This is a genomic window from Archangium gephyra (genome assembly GCF_049060025.1).
Classification (GTDB): domain Bacteria; phylum Myxococcota; class Myxococcia; order Myxococcales; family Myxococcaceae; genus Archangium; species Archangium gephyra_A.
Window position 1 is genome coordinate 10,035,090 of sequence record NZ_JBMEQQ010000002.1, and the last position, 15,902, is coordinate 10,050,991.

Below are 15,902 nucleotides of genomic sequence, written 5' to 3' on the forward strand. Positions count from 1 at the left end.
AGAGGGAGTTGCACCCGTCGGAAGCACGGGGAGGGAGGGAGCGGGGGAGCGGGGCCCCGCCGTGTGGCTCAGCCCGCCTGCCGCCAGGCGGCGACGGCGAAGAGCAGCCAGCCCGCGAGGAAGCCCAGCCCGCCGAGCGGGGTGATGGCCCCGAGGGCGCGCACTCCGGAGAGCGCCAGCGCGTACAGGCTGCCGGAGAAGACGAGGATGCCCACCAGCATGGCCCACCCGGCGGAGTTCAACAGGGGACTGGGGCGCGTCTGCATGAGCAGACCGATCGCGATCAGCCCCAGCGAGTGGTACATGTGGTAGCGCGCGCCGGTTTCGAAGATGGTCAGGAGGTCCGGGGTGAGCCTTGCCCGGAGCGCGTGCGCGCCGAACGCTCCCGCCGCCACGGACAGGAACGCGCTTGCCGCGCCGAGAATGAGCCACTGTCGCATCGTCGAGCGCCTTTCTTTCTTCAGAGGTCCGACTGAGGCACCCTACCGCGCCTTTCCTGGCGCGTCTCTACTTCCTCTTCCGATGCCCGCTCCCACCACCAAGAAGCCCTCCTCCCGCAAGATGCCCACCCTCACGCCCCAGCCCTTCGAGCTGAGGCCCTCGTCCATCCAGGGACGCGGCGCCTTCGCCACGCGAGCCATCCGCAAGGGCGCGCGAATCATCGAGTACATCGGTGAGCGCATCTCCCAGGCCGTGGCCGATGAGCGCTACGACGACACGGCCATGTCCCGCCACCACACCTTCCTCTTCAACGTGGACGAGGACACGGTCATCGACGCGGCGCACGAGGGCAACGACGCCCGCTTCATCAACCACTCGTGTGCCCCCAACTGCCAGGCCTTCCTGGAGGGGGACCGCATCTTCATCTACGCCCTGCGCGACATCCGCGAGGGCGAGGAGCTCAGCTACGACTACGGCTACGACCGCACCGAGGACATGGGCCCGGAGGAGGAGGCGCTCTATGTCTGCCGCTGCGGCGCCGCCACCTGCCGCGGCACCATCCTCGCCCCGCAGGAGGAGAAGAAGGACGAGGCGCCCCGGAAGAAGAAGGCCCCGGTGAAGGCGTCGAAGAAGAAGTCCTCGAAGTCGTCCGGCTCGGCCCGCAAGCCGCCGGCGAGCCGCAAGCAGAAGTCCACGGCGAAGACGGGACGCTCGGCCTCCGGGACGAAGAACCGCGCCCGGACCCGCTCGGCCCGCGGCTGAGGGACCCAGGCTCCCTCTCCCAGAGGGAGAGGGGAGAGCGACGGAGGGTATGGGTCGGGGGCCGGAGGGGCGGCCGTGGTGCCGCCGGGTGGGGATGAACGGTGGACACCCGGAGTTGAAACGGGCACCGTCCCACGCCGACTCGCACGGAGGATTCCTTGTCCCTCTCCCTCTTCGCGGCGCTCGCCCTGACCGCCGCTCCCGCCAAACCCCAGCCCTTCACCATCCAGGACCAGGTCTCGATGCGCCGGATCAGCAGTCCGAGCGTGTCGCCGGATGGCAAGCGCATCGCCTTCGTGCTGCGCTCCACCGACCTGGAGGCCAACAAGGGCCGCACCGACCTGTGGCTCGTCCACGCCGACGGCAGCGGCCTGCGCCAGCTCACCTCCTCTCCCGAGAGCGAAGGCCAGCCCGTCTGGAGCCCGGATGGCCAGGGCCTCTATTTCCTCTCCTCGCGCGGCGGCTCCCGGCAGGTGTTCCGCCTGCCGCTCGACGGCGGTGAGTCCCAGGCCGTCACGAAGCTGCCCCTGGACGTGGGCGCCTTCGCCCTGTCGCGAGATGGCAAGACGCTCGCCGTCGCCCTGGAGGTCTACCCCGACTGCGCCACGCTGGAGTGCACCACCCAGCGCCAGAAGGAGAAGGCGCAGGGCAAGAGCACCGGCCAGGTCTACGACAAGCTCTTCGTGCGCCACTGGGACACCTGGGGCAATGGCAAGCGCTCGCACCTCTTCGTGCTGCCGGTGGACGGCAGTGGCACCCCGCGCGACGTGATGGCGGGCATGGACGCGGATGCCCCCACCAAGCCCTTCGGCGGTCCGGAGGAGTTCACCTTCACCCCGGATGGCAAGGGGCTCGTCTTCACCGCGCGCGACGTGGGCAACAGCGAGTCCTGGTCCACGGATCTGGATCTCTTCCTCGCCCCGGTGGACAAGGCCGGCACGCCCCGGAAGCTCACCGAGAAGAACCGCGCCACGGACACGCAGCCCGTGTTCAGCCCGGACGGCAAGACGCTCGCGTACCTGGCCATGTCGCGTCCGGGTTACGAGTCGGACCGGCTGCGCGTGGTGCTGCGCTCGTGGCCGGAGGGCAAGGAGCGCGTGCTCGCCGAGCAGTGGGATCGCTCGGCCGGCGGGCTCACCTGGAGCCCGGATGGGAAGTCCGTGCTCGTCACCGCGGATGACGTGGGCCACCACCGTGCCTTCTCCATCGACGTGGCGAGCGGCCAGGTGAAGGCCTTCAGTGGCCCGGGCTACGCCGCCGAGCCGCAGCCGCTGCCGGACGGGCGCATCGCCTTCCTGCGCGATGACCTGAAGTCGCCGGCGGACCTCTACACGGTGCGCGCGGACGGGAGCGAGCTGCGCCAGCTCACGCGCGTGAACGAGGAGGCGATGTCGCGCCTGCGCTTCGGGGACTACGAGCAGTTCGAGTTCCCGGGCTGGAATGGCGAGACGGTGCGCGGCTACGTGGTGAAGCCGGTCGATTTCGACGCGAAGAAGAAGTACCCGGTGGCGTTCCTCATCCACGGTGGGCCGCAGGGCAGCTTCGGCAACCACTTCCACTACCGATGGAACCCGCAGACGTACGCGGGCCGGGGCTACGCGGCGGTGATGGTCGACTTCCACGGCTCGACGGGCTACGGCCAGGGCTTCACGGACTCCATCCGGGGGGACTGGGGCGGCAAGCCGCTGGAGGACCTGCAGAAGGGCCTGGAGGCCGCGGTGAAGCGGTACTCCTTCCTGGACGGCGACAAGGTGTGCGCGCTGGGAGCGAGCTACGGCGGGTTCATGATCAACTGGATCGCCGGGCAGATGCCGGAGCGCTTCCGGTGCCTGGTGAACCACGACGGCAACCTGGACGAGAAGCTGGCGTACTTCAACACGGAGGAGCTGTGGTTCCCCGAGTGGGAGCATGGCGGGACGCCGTGGGAGAACCCGGAGGGGTACGCGAAGCACAACCCGATCGACCACGTGGCGAAGTGGAAGACGCCGATGCTGGTCATCCACGGCGGGCAGGACTTCCGGGTGGTGGACACGCAGGGCCTGTCCACCTTCACGGTGCTGCAGCGCCGGGGCATTCCGTCCAAGCTGCTCTACTTCCCGGACGAGAACCACTGGGTGGTGAAGCCGGCCAACAGCATCCAGTGGCACGAGACGGTGCTGGACTGGTTGGATCAGTGGACGAAGGGCGCGAAGAAGCCCGCGGTGGCGCCCACGCGCTGAAGGCGCTGCCGTAGCGCATGACCTCTGGAAGAGGGCCGGCCCTTTGGAAGAGGGCCGGCCCTTTTCAATTTCCACCATGCGCTTCAAATCCCCCGCACGTCCCAGCGGACACGGATCTACGTTCTCCCTCCAGCGGGCCGGAGCCCCCGGAGTCCGCTTCAAGGAGGATTCATGAAGTCGCGTTCGCCTCGTCTGGTCGCTGCGCTGTTCGCCGCCGTCCTGTCGCTCCACGTGTCCGGCTGCTTCGGTTCGTTCGCGCTGACGCGGAACATCTACGGCCTCAACGAGCGCATCTCGGACAACAAGTTCGTGAGGTGGCTGGTGTTCCTCGGCTTCACCATCATCCCGGTGTACGGGGTGGGGGCGCTGGTGGACGCGCTCGTCTTCAACAGCCTGGAGTTCTGGACGGGGAGCAACCCGCTGGCGAACGCCGGGACGAAGGAGGATGGGACGCGGGTGGTGAAGCTGAGCCCGACGGACACGCTGCGGCTGTCGCGCGACGAGCAGCACGGGGTGATGCGCGTGGAGCTGGAGCGCGCGGGCGAGGCGCCCCAGGTGCGCTACTTCGAGCCGCTCGAGGACGGCATGGCGGTGCGGGACGAGGCGGGCGTGCTGCTGGTGCAGGCGCGCGAGCGGGTGGACGGGTCACTGGAGGTGGTGGATGTCTCGGGCGCGGCGGTGACGGTGCACTCGCGCGAGGCGGTGGCCCAGGCCAACGCGGCCTTCGAGCAGGAGGGCGTGGCCGGGCTGGCGCGCCACGTGATGCCCCAGGCGTCCATGCAGCAGGGACTCGCGCTGGCCTGTCAGGGCCGCTGAGCCGGTGACGAAGGCGGCGCGCCAGGGGCTCCACGGGCGCGCCGTCCTGGCATGATGCGCCCGCCATGACCTCGTCTCCCCACCTCGACGCGTACCGCTCCGAGTTCCCCGTCGTGCAGGAGCAGCTCTACTTCAACCATGCGGGCGTCGCGCCCACGAGCCAGCGGGTGGCCACGGCCATGCGCGAGTGGGTGGAGGATCTGCTCCAGCACGGGGTGCGCTACGAGCGCGGTTGGGAGGCGCGCTCGGAGAACACGCGTCGGCTCGCGGCACGGATGGTGGGAGCGGCGCCCGAGGAGATCGCCTTCGTGCGCAACACGGGCCATGGCCTGGGCCTCGTCGCCGAGGGGCTCGACTGGCGGCCCGGGGACGAGGTCGCCGTCGCCTCGTCCATCGAGTATCCCTCCAACGTCTATCCCTGGCTGCACCTGCGCGACCGGGGCGTGTCCGTCCGGGAGATCGAGACCGTGGAGGGCGGTGTCACCCCCGAGGCCGTGGCCGCGGCGATCACCCCGCGCACCCGGGTCGTGGCCCTCAGCTCCGTGCAGTTCGCCTCGGGCTACCGTACGGACCTGGACTCCATCGGCGCGCTCTGTGAGCGCTCGGGCGTCCTCTTCTGCGTGGATGGCATCCAGAGCGTGGGCTGCCTGCCCGTGGACGTGAAGAAGAGCCGCATCCACTTCCTCAGCGCCGACAGCCACAAGTGGATGATCGGCGTGTCCGGCATCGGCTTCCTGTACGTGGACAAGGACGTGCTGCCGCGCGTGCGGCCCGTGCTCGTCGGCTGGCGCTCCACCACCGATGCCTGGAACTTCAACCGCTCCCACTTCGAGCTGCGCCCGGACGCCTTGAAGTTCGAGGAGGGGAGCCAGAACTACGCCGGCACCTATGCGCTGGGCGCCGCGCTGGGGCTGCTGCTGGAGGTGGGCCTGGAGAACGTCGAGGCCCGCATCCGGGAGCTGCTCATCCACCTGGACGAGGAGCTGCGCGCCTTCGGGTGCGAGACGGGGCCCGTGCCCGCCCACCGCGCGGGGATTCTCACCTTCCTGCCGCCTCGTGGGGATGTGAAGGCGCTCGCCTCGCACCTCTCCGAGCGCAATGTCAGCTTCTCGCTGCGCCGCGGGCGCATCCGCATCTCGCCCCACTTCTACAACCAGCCCGGGGAGATTGACCGGCTGGTGGAGATGGTCCGGGCCTTCTCCGGGAAGTGAGCCCTGGCGCGGGAGCGGGCCTCAGCCCTTGCTCTCGTGCCGGTTCTCGAAGTGGACGAAGTCGATGAGGAAGGTGGCGGCCACCACCAGCGGGCGCAGGCGCGCGTCCCGCGTGGGGCCGTCGAACTGGACGCCGAAGTTGTCCGCGTCCGTGAACAGCTCCTTGCCGAAGCCGCTCCACTTCTTGGCGATGGTGCCCACCTCGCGGCCGCCCTCCTCGATGACGAACGTCCACGGGCGGAAGAAGGGCCCGTTCAGGTGGGCCAGCTCCTCGCCGCCGGGGCCGAGCACGTCATAGGCGCGGGTGAAGAAGCGGAAGCGCTGCTGGATGGTTCCCAGGAGCTGGCCGTTCCCATCCTCGACCTCCAGGGTGGAGAACCAGAAGCGCCAGGGCCGCCGCAGCCGCAACACCGTGGCACCCGAGGGGCTCTTCAGCTCCATGGTGAAGGGCCGCTTCGCCTTGAGGAAGTTGCGCAGCAGGAACAGGCCCAGCCCGCTGCCCACCTCGCCCGCGTAGAAGAGCGTCTCTCCGTCGTCGCCCACCACCTGGTACGTGTTGCGCCCCTCGAAGCCGGTGAGGATCTCTCCCCACTCCTTCGTCTGGCGCACGCGCAGCGCGTTCTGGTGGAGCAGCGGGGCCAGGGCAGTGGAGTCAGCGGGCATGGGCACCTCCGGGACTTCGGTCCGGGCGGACTCTAACCGATACCCGCCGAGGGCCTGCCAGGAGACCCTGCGGGCACACGCGGAATGCGTGGGCCGGGCGCGCTCGCTTTGGACAGGAGCCTGTCCGGGTGAGACCCTGCGGGGATGCCCTCTCCCTCCCCGACCCCCCGCGCCGCCCCCTGGTGGGTCGAGCGCGCCGAGACCCTTCTGGCATCGAAGGAGGCGCGCACGCTGGACCTGGGCATGCTGTGGGAGCTCTTCGAGCGGTTCTCCTTCGTGCGGGAGAACGTGGAGCCGGACCTGCTCCTTCTCGACGTGCGGGCCCGTCCGGAGCCTCCAGGCCCTCTGGGGGGCGTTGGAGGCCCGCGCCCTCCTGGTGACCGAGGCGCTGGATGTGGCCGGAGAGGACGTCGCGCGGCAGCTTCGCTCGGGAGACCTCGCGGCGGCCTGCTTCCGGGAGCGGTGGGAGGGGCTCGGCTTCACCGAGGCGAGTGGCCGCGCGAGCACGGCGGCGGATGACTGGCTCGATGGCCTGCTGCGCATCTCCCGCATCACCACCGGCCAGAACCGGCCCCCGTGTGGCCAGGTGAATCTGGCCTCGCGGGCCCAGCGCATCTCCGACTTCCTCTCCATCACGAGTCCCGGACAGCGCGACACGGTCTATGATCTCGGCTGTGGCAACGGAAAGTTCGCCATCACCGTGGCCGCGAGCTCCTCGGCCCGGGTGAAGGGCGTGGAGTACGGCCAGTCGTACGTCGAGTCCGCCCGGCGCAACAGCGAGCGTTTCGCGCTGTCGAACCTGGAGTTCATCCACGCGGATGTCCGCGATGTGGACCTGTCGGACGGCACCGCGTTCTATCTGTACTTCCCCTTTTGGGGAGAGGTGGCGCACGCGGTGGCCCGGACGCTCGGGGAGGTCGCGCGCGCCCGGGACATCACCGTGTACGCCTCGGGCCCTCGCAACGACTATGGCGAGCACTTCCTCGAGCAGGTGTCGCAGGGGGCGCTCCGTCTCGCGCCACATCGCCGGGACTTCGCCGACGTGATGGTCCTGCGCAGCGCCGCCTTCGCGTGAGGGGCGCGCTTCCACACGCCGGGCTCACCTGTGGTAGCGCGCCTGGTGCCGCCGGGGGCGTGCGTCCGGCCGGCGTGCGGCAATGGGCCGGGACGCGCCAGCGCAGACAGGAGGACGGCGGCCCGCCCAGGGCGTGGCCTGCTCGAGCTGACCCGCCAGCCGGAACAGGGTGGTCTCGTCCGCGTAGCGGCCGATGAAGTGCATCCCGATGGGCAGCCCGTTCGCGCTCTCGTGCAGGGGCACGGACATCGCCGGCTGTCCCGACATATTGACGAGGGCGCAGAACGGCGAGAACGCATAGCCCTGGTTCAGGAAGTCCAGGGGATTCGGCCACCGGGCGTTCGCCTTCAGCTCGCCCAGGGGAACGGGGGTCTTCGCCAGGGTGGGCGTGAGCAGGAGGTCGTGGCTGTCGAACACGCCGAGCAACACGCTGGCGGCCGCGTTCACCCTGTTCTCGTAGGAGATGAGATGGATCGCGGTGGTGGTGCTGCCCAGCTCGGCCAGTTGCAGGTTCACGGTCTCCACGTTGTCCGGGCCAGGCTGCTGCCCCGCCAGCTCCGGCGCGATGACGTTCACGAAGTGGGCGATTCCTCCGGCCACGTACTGGTCCAGGCAGAGCGCGAACCCGGAGGGGTACCGCGGCGAGACCTCCACCAACTCGTGGCCGAGCTCCTGGCACAGGCGGACCGTCTTCTCCAGGGCCTGGACGCACTCGGCATCCACGGGAGCGCCATGGGGGTTCGTCGTGGTGTAGGCGATGCGCAACCGTCCGGGAGGCTCGCCCACCTCGGCCAGGTAGGGGCGCGGCGGACGCGGGAGCGCCCGGGTCATCGTCGCGTCCAGCAGCGCGGCGCTGTCCCGCACCGAGCGGGTGAGCGCATGCGCCACCGTGTCGTCCGCCTGGGGATTGGCGCCGGTGCGGCCCGACGTGGGCTTGAAGCCGAACACTCCGCAGCAGGAGGCCGGGATGCGGAGGGAGCCTCCGCCGTCATTGCCGTGGGCGATCGGCACCACCCGCGCCGCCACCGCCGCCGCCGAACCTCCACTCGAGCCACCCGTGCTGCGCTCGAGGTTCCACGGATTCCTGCTCGGGCCGAACAGCACGGGCTCGGTGGTGGTGTTCATCCCGAACTCGGGGAGGTTCGTCTTTCCCAGCGTCACCAGCCCGGCCTGGAGGTAACGGTCCATCAGCGGCGCGTTGGCCTTGGGGACGTACTTCTCCATCAGGCGCGAGCCCATCGTCATGGGAAAGCCCGCCAGGGGGAGCAGGTCCTTGATGAGGAAGGGCACGCCGGCGAAGGGCGCCTCCCGGGAACCCTTGTACTCGCCGTGCTCCGGGCTCCACACCATGCGGATGACGGCGTTCACGCGCGGATTGACGCGCTCCATGGCCGTGAGTGCGAGCTGGACGAGCTCCTTGGGTTGGACCTCGCCCTTGCGGACCAGTTCCGCGAGGCCCAGGCCATCGAAACTCGTATATTCGTCCAGGTTCATCGTCCCCCCTTCCGGTTCCGCGGGAGCACGCAGCATAGGAGACGCAGCGGCTGAAGCGGTATCACCCGCCCGGTTCGCTCCGTCACGGCGCCATGTCACTCCCCGAGCCCCTCATCCATCTCCACCTCGCCCAGGGGGTCTCGCTCCTCGAGACCGGCCAGGGCCCACCGCGGCTCCGGGCGCCCTGGGGCGACCTGGCGCTGAACGAGAAGGCACCCGGGCTGTGTGCCGCCCTCCGGTTGCTGTCCGGAGCAGGTGCCCCCGAGAACCGGCTCACGGCCACGGTGAGTGAGCGGGAGGGTCCGGAGGCGCTGGCCCGTCTGCATTTTCACCTGGGCCGGCTCCAGCAACGGGGCTTCCTCGCGTACACGGCGAGGACCGCGAAGGCCCCCCTGGCGACGTGGACGCCTGGCTCCCGGGCGCCCCTCCAGCTCCCGAGGCTGTCGTCCGGCAGCCCTCATGTCCTCTCCCGGTTCGCCTACCTGCGGCGGGAGGAATCGCGGTTCGTCCTGGAGAGCGCGCTGTCCGACGAGCGCGTCGTCTTCCACGACTGGCGCGCCCGGTTGCTGTGCCTGGAGCTGTCGGAGGCCATGGCTCCCTCGCGCCTCCCCCTGGAGCCCTGCCGCCTCTCCCGCGCGGAGGCCCTCGGCGTCTGCACCCTGCTCCTCGGCGCCGGGATGCTCGTCGGCACGGACGCGGAGGCGGACGGAGGGGCGGAGTCCTGGGAGTTCCATGAGCTGCTCTTCCACGCGCGCAGCCGGATGGGCAGGCATGGCCGTGACAAGGGATTCGGAGCCACCTACCACCGCGGCCCGCACGCTCCGCTCCCCGCGGTGAAGCCTCCGATGACGGACGAGCACCGGCCCCTTCCCGTGCCGGACCTGGAGCGGCTCCGGGCGGAGGATCCCCCGCTGGCGGAGGTGATGGAGCGCCGCCGCTCGATACGCACCCACGGCTCCATCCCGCTCACCGAGGCGCAGCTCGGTGAATTCCTGTACCGGACCGCCCGGGTGCGAAGCACCGTGGACTCCCCGCGGGGGCAGTTCAGCTCGCGCCCGTACCCGGGGGCCGGCGGATGTTACGAGCTGGAGCTGTACCTGAGCATCTCCACCTGCCAGGGCCTCGAGCCCGGGCTCTACCACTACGACCCTGGAGCCCACCGGCTCGTCCGGCTCTCTGGGATGACCGCCGAAGTGGAGCGGTTGCTCCAGCAAGCGACCCTCGACCCTGGCGCCACTCCTCCCCAGGTTCTCATCACCCTCGCGGCCCGCTTCCAGCGGATGTTCTGGAAGTACGAGTCCATGGCGTACGCGCTCATCCTCAAGGACGTGGGCGTGCTGTATCAGTCCATGTCCCTCGCGGCGGCCGCCATGGGCCTGGCGGCGTGCGCGCTCGGTCACGGCAGCCCCGACGCGTTCGCCGAGGCGACAGGGCTCGAGCGCCATTCCGAGGCTTCCGTGGGAGAGCTCATCCTCGGCAGCGCTCCCGAGGAGTGAGCCCGCTCGGGGCGCTCCATTTACCGGAACACACCGTTCGCGTACTATCGACGTACTTCGCGGTGTGGAGGGGACACATGACGCACGAACAAGCAGTCCGCCAATGGGCGGAGACGTGGCCGAAGCTCGTCGCCAGGGCGTGGTTGGAGCCGGCTTTCCAGCGGCGGCTGCTGAAGGAGCCCACGAGCGTGCTCGCGGAGCACGGAGTCCCCGCCGTGGAGGGGCTCGAGGTGCAGGTGGTCCCGGGGCACGCCCGGACGCAGGTCACCCGCAAGGGCCCGAACACGACCCTCGTGCTCGGGCTGCCGGACAAGCCGAAGGGGTTCGACGACGAGGACGTCTCGAGTCTCGAGCGTGCGAGCGCGCCGGCCATGGCCAAGGGGTGCTTCTGCTTCTGCGGCGGCGGCCAGGGCGATGACCGTGCCGGGCTCGGGTTGTACCCGGAAGGACTCCGCGAAGCGCACCGGTCCTCGCGGTGAGGTGAGTCACCTCCGCGTGATTCCCACCGGCCGATGAGCACGCTCCGGTACCCCACCTTCGCCAGCCACCTCCATGTCGAGGTGCTCCCACGAGAGGGCGTGCTCCTGCTGGCGGAGGATGATGTCCTGCACCTGCGTGGCCAGGTGTTCCGCGTGTTGGCGCCCCTGCTCGACGGCAGCCGGACGGTGGAGGAGATCGTCGAGACGGCCTCGGACTCGCTCTCCGCGGCCGAGGTCCACTACGGACTGGGCCGGCTGGAGCAGAAGGGGGTGCTCGTCGAGGCGGCCCCGGATGAACCGCCGGCCTTCGCGGCCTTCTGGCACTCGCTGGGCGTGGATCCGCGCGACGCGCGACGGCGGTTGGCGGAGTCGGCCGTGGAGGTGGTCTCGATCGGGGAGAGCGCCGACGAGCCTCTGCGCGAGGCGCTCGCCGCCGAGGGCCTGCGGGTGGGCCGGCGACGGAGCGTGCTGAAGATCGTCCTCGCCGATGACTACCTGCGGGCCCCGCTGGAGGAGCTGAACCGCGAGGCACTCCGGACGAAGAGGCCCTGGCTCCTGGCGAGGCCCACCGGGAAGGCGCTCTGGCTCGGTCCGCGTTTCGTGCCAGGACAGGGCGCGTGTTGGGAGTGCCTGGCGCAGCGGCTCCGCGCGAACCGCCCCCTCGAGGCCCTCGTGGCCCGGCACCGGCCAGCGTCCGGCGCGCTTCGCCCCGCCCGGGCCGCGCTGGAGTCCACGGCGCGCGCGGCGGCGGGGCTGATCGCCTCGGCGGTGGTGCGAGGTCTCGTGACGGGAGACGACGGCCTGCGGGACACGCTGGTGACCCTGGAGCTGCTCGGGTTCGGGACGCGGCGCCACCTCGTCGTCAGGCGCCCCCAGTGTCCCGCGTGCGGCGAGCCGGGGCGGGTGGCCGCGAGCCAGTCGCGGCCGCTCGTGTTGGAGCGCCGGCCCAAGGTCTTCACCTCCGATGGGGGCCACCGGCAGGAGGACCCCGAACACACGGTGAGGCGTCACGAGCACCACGTGAGCCCCATCACCGGACTCGTCCAGCATCTCCAGGCGGACGAGGCGCTGCCCTCGGACGTGGTGCCGCTCTTCGACGCGGGCCCCAACCGCGCGGCTGGCGCCCGGCGCCTGGCGGCCCTGCGAGGCCTCTACCGGCTGCGCAGCTACGGGAAGGGCCGGACGGTGGCCCAGGCGCGGGCGAGCGCCCTCTGCGAGGCCCTCGAGCGCGCCTGCGGTGTCTTCCACGGCGACGAGGCCCGGAGACGCGCGACGTTCGAGGCCCTCGGGCCCGAGGCCATCTCCCCCGCGGACTGTCTCCTCTACAGTGAGCGGCAGTACCTCGAGCGCGAGTCCTCCGGCGAGGAGCTTCAAGAAGTACCCCACCGCTTCGATCCATCCCGGCGCATCTCCTGGTCGCCCGCGTGGTCGCTGACGCACGGGGCCCGGCGCTATCTGGCCACCGCGTTCTGCTACTACGGCTTCCAGGATCCGGGCGTGCCGCCCTTCGTCTTCTCGGACTCCAATGGCTGCGCCGCCGGCAACTCGTTGGAGGAGGCCATCCTCCAGGGGTTCCTCGAGCTGGTGGAGCGCGATGCGGTGGCGCTCTGGTGGTACAACCGGCTGCGCCGCCCGGGCGTGGCCTTGGACGGCTTCGGCGAGCCCTACCTCCAGCGGCTCGCGGAGTACTACCGCTCGCGGGGCCGCGAGCTGTGGGCGGTGGATCTCACCAGCGATCTCGGCATCCCGGTGTTCGCCGCCGTGTCCCGGCGGGTGGAGGGCTCCCCCGAGGCCATCCTCCTGGGCTTCGGTGCCCACCTGGAGCCGCGGATCGCCCTGCTGCGCGCCGTGACGGAGCTCAACCAGTTGCTGCCGTCCGAGCGAGGGCTCGAGCAGGCCCGGCCAGAGGATTCCTCCGCCTGGCGGTGGCTGCTCGAGGCGCGGCTCGCGGACCATTCCTACCTGTCACCCGACACGAGGCGGTCCATCAGGACGGCGTCCAGCTTCCCGAGGCTGTGGGGCGAGGACCTGCGCGACGACGTGGAGACGTGCGTCCGGCTGGCCCGTGAGCGGGGCCTGGAGACGGTGGTGCTGGACCAGACCCGCCCGGACGTGGGCCTGACGGTGGTGAAGGTGGTGGTGCCGGGGATGCGCCACTTCTGGCGGCGGCTGGGCCCGGGGCGGCTCTACGACGTGCCCGTCCGCGAGGGCTGGCTGAAGCGGCCCACGCCCGAGGCGCGGTTGAATCCCATCGAGATGTTCCTCTAGACGTACGCGAGCCACTCGCGGAGGACCTTCGCGAAGGCGGAGCGTTTCGCGGCGATGTCTTTCAGGTCGCGAAACTTCACCGACGCCCGGTCCTTGGCGAGCCACTCGAGCAACGCGTCCGGATCGGCGATGGCGATGCCCGTGGCCGCCGTGTCTCGCGTCTTCGCCCCGAGGTGCAGGATGACCTGCACGCCGTCCTTCGCCCGAAGCTGAAAGGTCGCGAAGTACTCGGAGGTATGGAAGCTCGGCGCGTTCCACTTGATGCCCTCGGCGATGCGGGGATCCGCACCGAGGATGATCTGCCGAAGCGCGAGAATCTCCTGCTTGAACGGGTGCTCGAGCGACGCGAGGAAGGTCTCGACGCTCTCGGGCGCGGACGCCCCGCGCTTCGTGGATTTCTTCGCGGGGGAGGCTTTCGCGGCCATGGCGTACTCCTTCGGGTCAGGGGGGCAGGCGGGTTTCAGCGGGGACGCTCGATGATTCGCGTGGTCTGCTCCCCGACGGGTGGCGCGGCTCTCGGGCCCAGCAGCCGCGTTGCCTCTGAATCCGCTCCGGGCGCCACGGCCGACTCGCGCGTGAGCAGCGCTTCCACTTCGGCGGGCGTGGGATCTCCGAGCTTCCGACAGCTCCCGCTCGCGCGTCCAGCGCTCCGCGAAGTTCTCACGCAGCCAGCTCGAGAGCTCGACCGCCGGAAGCGCGTGCCGGACCGGCTCGAGCGCGAGCAGGAATGCCCTCGCGTCGACGAAGCGCCGCTGCGGATCCAGGTGAAGCGCGATGTCGAGGACGTTCCTGAGCTGCTGATATGCGGCGGGGGCGTCGGGCCGCTCCATGTGCGGGAGCGGGAGGCCGTCCAGGGACGAGTCGGGAAGATCACCGAACAGCAGCTCGTAGATGACGCAGCCGAGCGCGTAGAGATCGCCGGACGCCGTCGCCTCGGCTCCCTGGAGGCGCTCGGGCGGCATGTACGCCATCTTTCCGATGATGCCCCCGGCCTGTGTGAGCCGGTTCTCGGAAGGCGCGGAGACGTTCGCGGAGACGCGCTCCTGGGCTTCGCCGGTACCGTGAGCGATCCCGAAATCGACGACCTTCACCACGCCATCGAACGACACGACGAGGTTGTCCGCGCTGATGTCGCGATGAATCACGCCGCGCTCATGCGCGTAGGCGAGCCCGCGCAGGGCCTGCTGGGAGATCTCGACGATCACCTCGAGCGGCAGCCGGCTTCCTTTCTCGACGCGCCGGACGAGCTCGAGCACGTTCACGCCACTGAGGTACTCCATGACGATGAACCACCCGCCCTCGATCTGCCCGAGATCATAGACGGACACGATGTTCGGGTGATGGAGGCGCGCGGCGGTGCGAGCCTCGCCGATGAAGCGGTGGAGCTGGACGGCGGGGTCCTCGGAGTCCTCATCCAGCATCCGCTTGAGGACGACGAGCCGATGAAACCCCGCGCGGCCCGTCCGCACCGCGAGCCACACCTCACCCATGCCGCCGCGTCCGAGCCGGGTGAGCCGGCGGTAACGGTGGATGCCGGTTCCCAGGTCCGCCCCTCGGAGCGAGCGAGCGGTGAGGATCGCGAGCGCGGTGGAGGCGAACAGCAGGAAGGAGAGTCCCACGAGCGCGAAGAGCGGAGGCCCCGGGAGCCAGCCCGCGTCGATGGCGAGCTGCACGGCACAGGAGTGCGAGCGCGCACAGGGAGGCGGCGAGCACGGCGGCCGCCATCGCGCCCCGGCGATTCAGGAGCCGCGCCGCTTCGACGGCCCAGGTCCCGGCCACGCACGTCGCGAGCAGCCAGAACAGCGGGAGGCTCAGGCCCGCGGTCGCACGCGAGAGCGCCTCCGCGGTCAGCCCGGTCGCGGGCAGCGTGAGGATGGACCAGGAGACGTCGAGCACCCGCACCGCACCGAGCGCGAGGGCCACTCCCAACATCACGCGCCGCCAGAGCGTGAGCGGCTGATCCAACAGCGACCACGCGACGCGCAGGAGCGTGTAGGGGAGGGGAATCGACGGGAGGACGCCGAGGAGGAGCCACGGACGCGTGTCGGCGATCATCTCGCTGGCTTCGCGGCTGGTGATTCCGGTGGTGAAGCTGATCAACGCGAACCCGAGGAAGCTCTCCGCGAGCCAGAGCTGGACGCGCTGGGATCTCACCGCGGCCCAGGTCACGAAATGCACCAGCGCGAGGACGAGGAACGCTCCCGCGAGCGCGAGGTGCAGCATGGTGTAGGGCGTCACGGGCCGGGAGCGTAGTCGACCTGACGGCCTCGGCACCACGCTCGCGGATCTGGTAGCCATTGAAGAGCACGAGGCGGATGGCTCGCGCCGACTTGAGCGCCGAGACGGGGATCGTCAGCGACTCGCCGATTCCGTCTCCCTCGGAGCCCTCCACCCAGGCCGTCTTCGGATCGTCATCGAGGACGTAGCTGGGGTGGTAGTTCTCCTCGTACTTGTTCCAGTTGCTCCTGAGGAAGCTGGTGGCCGTGGCCTGTTCGGCGTGCAGGCGCTGGAAGCCGCCAGCCGCGGCGAGGGAAGGCCGCAGTACAGTCAGCAGGAGGGGCCGCATGCGGGTGCCTTGCGTATCGGGTGGACGCGGTCAGGCTAGAACTCTAAGGAGTGGCCTCATGCCCACCAGCCTCTTCTTCGCCCGCCTCGTCCCGAATCGTCCCGATTTCCCGATGTCCATGAGCGCCGACGAGCAGGCCACCATGCGCGCGCATGGCGAGTTCCTCCAGGGCCAGCTCGCGGCCGGCTCGCTGGTCGTGGCGGGCCCGGTGCTCGACCCCGCGGGCGTCTTCGGAATGGCCGTGTTCGAGGCGGAGTCGATGGACGCGCTCCGCGGCCTGCTCGAGCGCGATCCCGCCCGGGCGATCGGCCGCTACGAGATCGCGCCCATGGGTCCGACCTTGGCCCGTCCGGCGCGGCCCGCGGGCGCCTGAACCCGGGGCCCTCGATACCCTCACCCCGACCCTCTCCCG

At 70.3% G+C, this 15,902-nt stretch carries 14 protein-coding genes and 1 pseudogene; 9 read left to right on the forward strand and 6 right to left on the reverse strand.

Features of this window, described 5'->3' with window-relative positions:
- Positions 1-68: 68 nt before the first annotated feature.
- Positions 69-440, reverse strand: coding sequence for a DUF423 domain-containing protein (locus ACN28I_RS43860; RefSeq protein WP_420947824.1), 372 nt, complete (start codon positions 438-440; stop codon positions 69-71).
- A gap of 121 nt (positions 441-561) precedes the next feature.
- Between ACN28I_RS43860 and ACN28I_RS43865 the strand changes: the two genes are divergently transcribed.
- The 4 genes from ACN28I_RS43865 (at position 562) to ACN28I_RS43880 (ending at position 5,449) form a co-directional block, all read left to right on the forward strand.
- Complete coding sequence (locus tag ACN28I_RS43865; protein ID WP_420947825.1) at positions 562-1,203, forward strand: SET domain-containing protein; 642 nt, start codon at positions 562-564, stop codon at positions 1,201-1,203.
- A gap of 158 nt (positions 1,204-1,361) precedes the next feature.
- Positions 1,362-3,422 carry a prolyl oligopeptidase family serine peptidase gene (locus ACN28I_RS43870; RefSeq protein WP_420947826.1) on the forward strand — a complete coding sequence of 687 codons (2,061 nt, stop codon included), beginning with the start codon at positions 1,362-1,364 and terminating at the stop codon, positions 3,420-3,422.
- 171 nt (positions 3,423-3,593) lie between these two features.
- On the forward strand, positions 3,594-4,238 hold the full coding sequence (locus ACN28I_RS43875) for a DUF3332 domain-containing protein (protein WP_420947827.1): 645 nt from the start codon (positions 3,594-3,596) through the stop codon (positions 4,236-4,238).
- Positions 4,239-4,303: 65 nt separating this feature from the next.
- Positions 4,304-5,449 (forward strand): aminotransferase class V-fold PLP-dependent enzyme, encoded by a 1,146-nt coding sequence (locus ACN28I_RS43880; protein ID WP_420947828.1) that lies wholly within the window; start codon positions 4,304-4,306, stop codon positions 5,447-5,449.
- A gap of 21 nt (positions 5,450-5,470) precedes the next feature.
- Here the strand turns inward: ACN28I_RS43880 and ACN28I_RS43885 are convergent, their stop codons facing one another.
- Positions 5,471-6,112 (reverse strand): phospholipid scramblase-related protein, encoded by a 642-nt coding sequence (locus ACN28I_RS43885; RefSeq protein WP_420947829.1) that lies wholly within the window; start codon positions 6,110-6,112, stop codon positions 5,471-5,473.
- A 376-nt stretch (positions 6,113-6,488) separates the two neighbouring features.
- Between ACN28I_RS43885 and ACN28I_RS43890 the strand changes: the two genes are divergently transcribed.
- Positions 6,489-7,187 carry a methyltransferase domain-containing protein gene (locus ACN28I_RS43890; RefSeq protein ID WP_420947830.1) on the forward strand — a complete coding sequence of 233 codons (699 nt, stop codon included), beginning with the start codon at positions 6,489-6,491 and terminating at the stop codon, positions 7,185-7,187.
- Positions 7,188-7,211: 24 nt separating this feature from the next.
- On the opposite strand, the gene ACN28I_RS43895 is transcribed toward ACN28I_RS43890, so the two are convergent.
- The gene (locus tag ACN28I_RS43895; RefSeq protein ID WP_420947831.1) at positions 7,212-8,681 is read right to left on the reverse strand and encodes an amidase; all 1,470 of its coding nucleotides are present in this window, start codon (positions 8,679-8,681) and stop codon (positions 7,212-7,214) included.
- A gap of 92 nt (positions 8,682-8,773) precedes the next feature.
- On the opposite strand from ACN28I_RS43895, the gene ACN28I_RS43900 reads away from it, so the two are divergent.
- The 3 genes from ACN28I_RS43900 (at position 8,774) to ACN28I_RS43910 (ending at position 12,924) form a co-directional block, all read left to right on the forward strand.
- The gene (locus tag ACN28I_RS43900) at positions 8,774-10,177 is read left to right on the forward strand and encodes a SagB family peptide dehydrogenase (RefSeq protein WP_420947832.1); all 1,404 of its coding nucleotides are present in this window, start codon (positions 8,774-8,776) and stop codon (positions 10,175-10,177) included.
- Positions 10,178-10,254: 77 nt separating this feature from the next.
- A complete protein-coding gene (locus ACN28I_RS43905; RefSeq protein ID WP_420947833.1) occupies positions 10,255-10,656 on the forward strand; it encodes a hypothetical protein in 402 nt (133 codons plus the stop codon).
- A gap of 33 nt (positions 10,657-10,689) precedes the next feature.
- Complete coding sequence (locus ACN28I_RS43910) at positions 10,690-12,924, forward strand: TOMM precursor leader peptide-binding protein (protein ID WP_420947834.1); 2,235 nt, start codon at positions 10,690-10,692, stop codon at positions 12,922-12,924.
- On the opposite strand, the gene ACN28I_RS43915 is transcribed toward ACN28I_RS43910, so the two are convergent.
- The 3 genes and pseudogenes from ACN28I_RS43915 to ACN28I_RS43925 all read right to left on the reverse strand — a co-directional run.
- Positions 12,921-14,414, reverse strand: a complete 1,494-nt coding sequence (locus tag ACN28I_RS43915) for a protein kinase domain-containing protein (RefSeq protein ID WP_420948832.1) — start codon at positions 14,412-14,414, stop codon at positions 12,921-12,923. The genes ACN28I_RS43910 and ACN28I_RS43915 overlap by 4 nt on opposite strands.
- The gene (locus ACN28I_RS43920; RefSeq protein WP_420947835.1) at positions 14,407-15,162 is read right to left on the reverse strand and encodes a hypothetical protein; all 756 of its coding nucleotides are present in this window, start codon (positions 15,160-15,162) and stop codon (positions 14,407-14,409) included. Before ACN28I_RS43920 ends, ACN28I_RS43915 begins: the two co-directional genes overlap by 8 nt.
- A 55-nt stretch (positions 15,163-15,217) precedes the next feature.
- A pseudogene (locus ACN28I_RS43925) lies at positions 15,218-15,490 on the reverse strand (NADase-type glycan-binding domain-containing protein); the annotation flags it as partial.
- A gap of 58 nt (positions 15,491-15,548) precedes the next feature.
- On the opposite strand from ACN28I_RS43925, the gene ACN28I_RS43930 reads away from it, so the two are divergent.
- Positions 15,549-15,863: a YciI family protein gene (locus tag ACN28I_RS43930; RefSeq protein WP_420947836.1), complete on the forward strand. Its 315-nt coding sequence runs from the start codon at positions 15,549-15,551 to the stop codon at positions 15,861-15,863.
- Positions 15,864-15,902 lie beyond the last annotated feature (39 nt).

Coding starts and splice junctions, on each gene's coding strand:
- ACN28I_RS43860 (WP_420947824.1), bottom strand. CDS start 440: ATGCGACAGTGGCTCATTCTCGGCGCGGCAAGCGCGTTCCTGTCCGTG.
- ACN28I_RS43865 (WP_420947825.1), top strand. CDS start 562: ATGCCCACCCTCACGCCCCAGCCCTTCGAGCTGAGGCCCTCGTCCATC.
- ACN28I_RS43875 (WP_420947827.1), top strand. CDS start 3,594: ATGAAGTCGCGTTCGCCTCGTCTGGTCGCTGCGCTGTTCGCCGCCGTC.
- ACN28I_RS43880 (WP_420947828.1), top strand. CDS start 4,304: ATGACCTCGTCTCCCCACCTCGACGCGTACCGCTCCGAGTTCCCCGTC.
- ACN28I_RS43885 (WP_420947829.1), bottom strand. CDS start 6,112: ATGCCCGCTGACTCCACTGCCCTGGCCCCGCTGCTCCACCAGAACGCG.
- ACN28I_RS43895 (WP_420947831.1), bottom strand. CDS start 8,681: ATGAACCTGGACGAATATACGAGTTTCGATGGCCTGGGCCTCGCGGAA.
- ACN28I_RS43900 (WP_420947832.1), top strand. CDS start 8,774: ATGTCACTCCCCGAGCCCCTCATCCATCTCCACCTCGCCCAGGGGGTC.
- ACN28I_RS43905 (WP_420947833.1), top strand. CDS start 10,255: ATGACGCACGAACAAGCAGTCCGCCAATGGGCGGAGACGTGGCCGAAG.
- ACN28I_RS43910 (WP_420947834.1), top strand. CDS start 10,690: ATGAGCACGCTCCGGTACCCCACCTTCGCCAGCCACCTCCATGTCGAG.
- ACN28I_RS43915 (WP_420948832.1), bottom strand. CDS start 14,414: ATGGGTGAGGTGTGGCTCGCGGTGCGGACGGGCCGCGCGGGGTTTCAT.
- ACN28I_RS43930 (WP_420947836.1), top strand. CDS start 15,549: ATGCCCACCAGCCTCTTCTTCGCCCGCCTCGTCCCGAATCGTCCCGAT.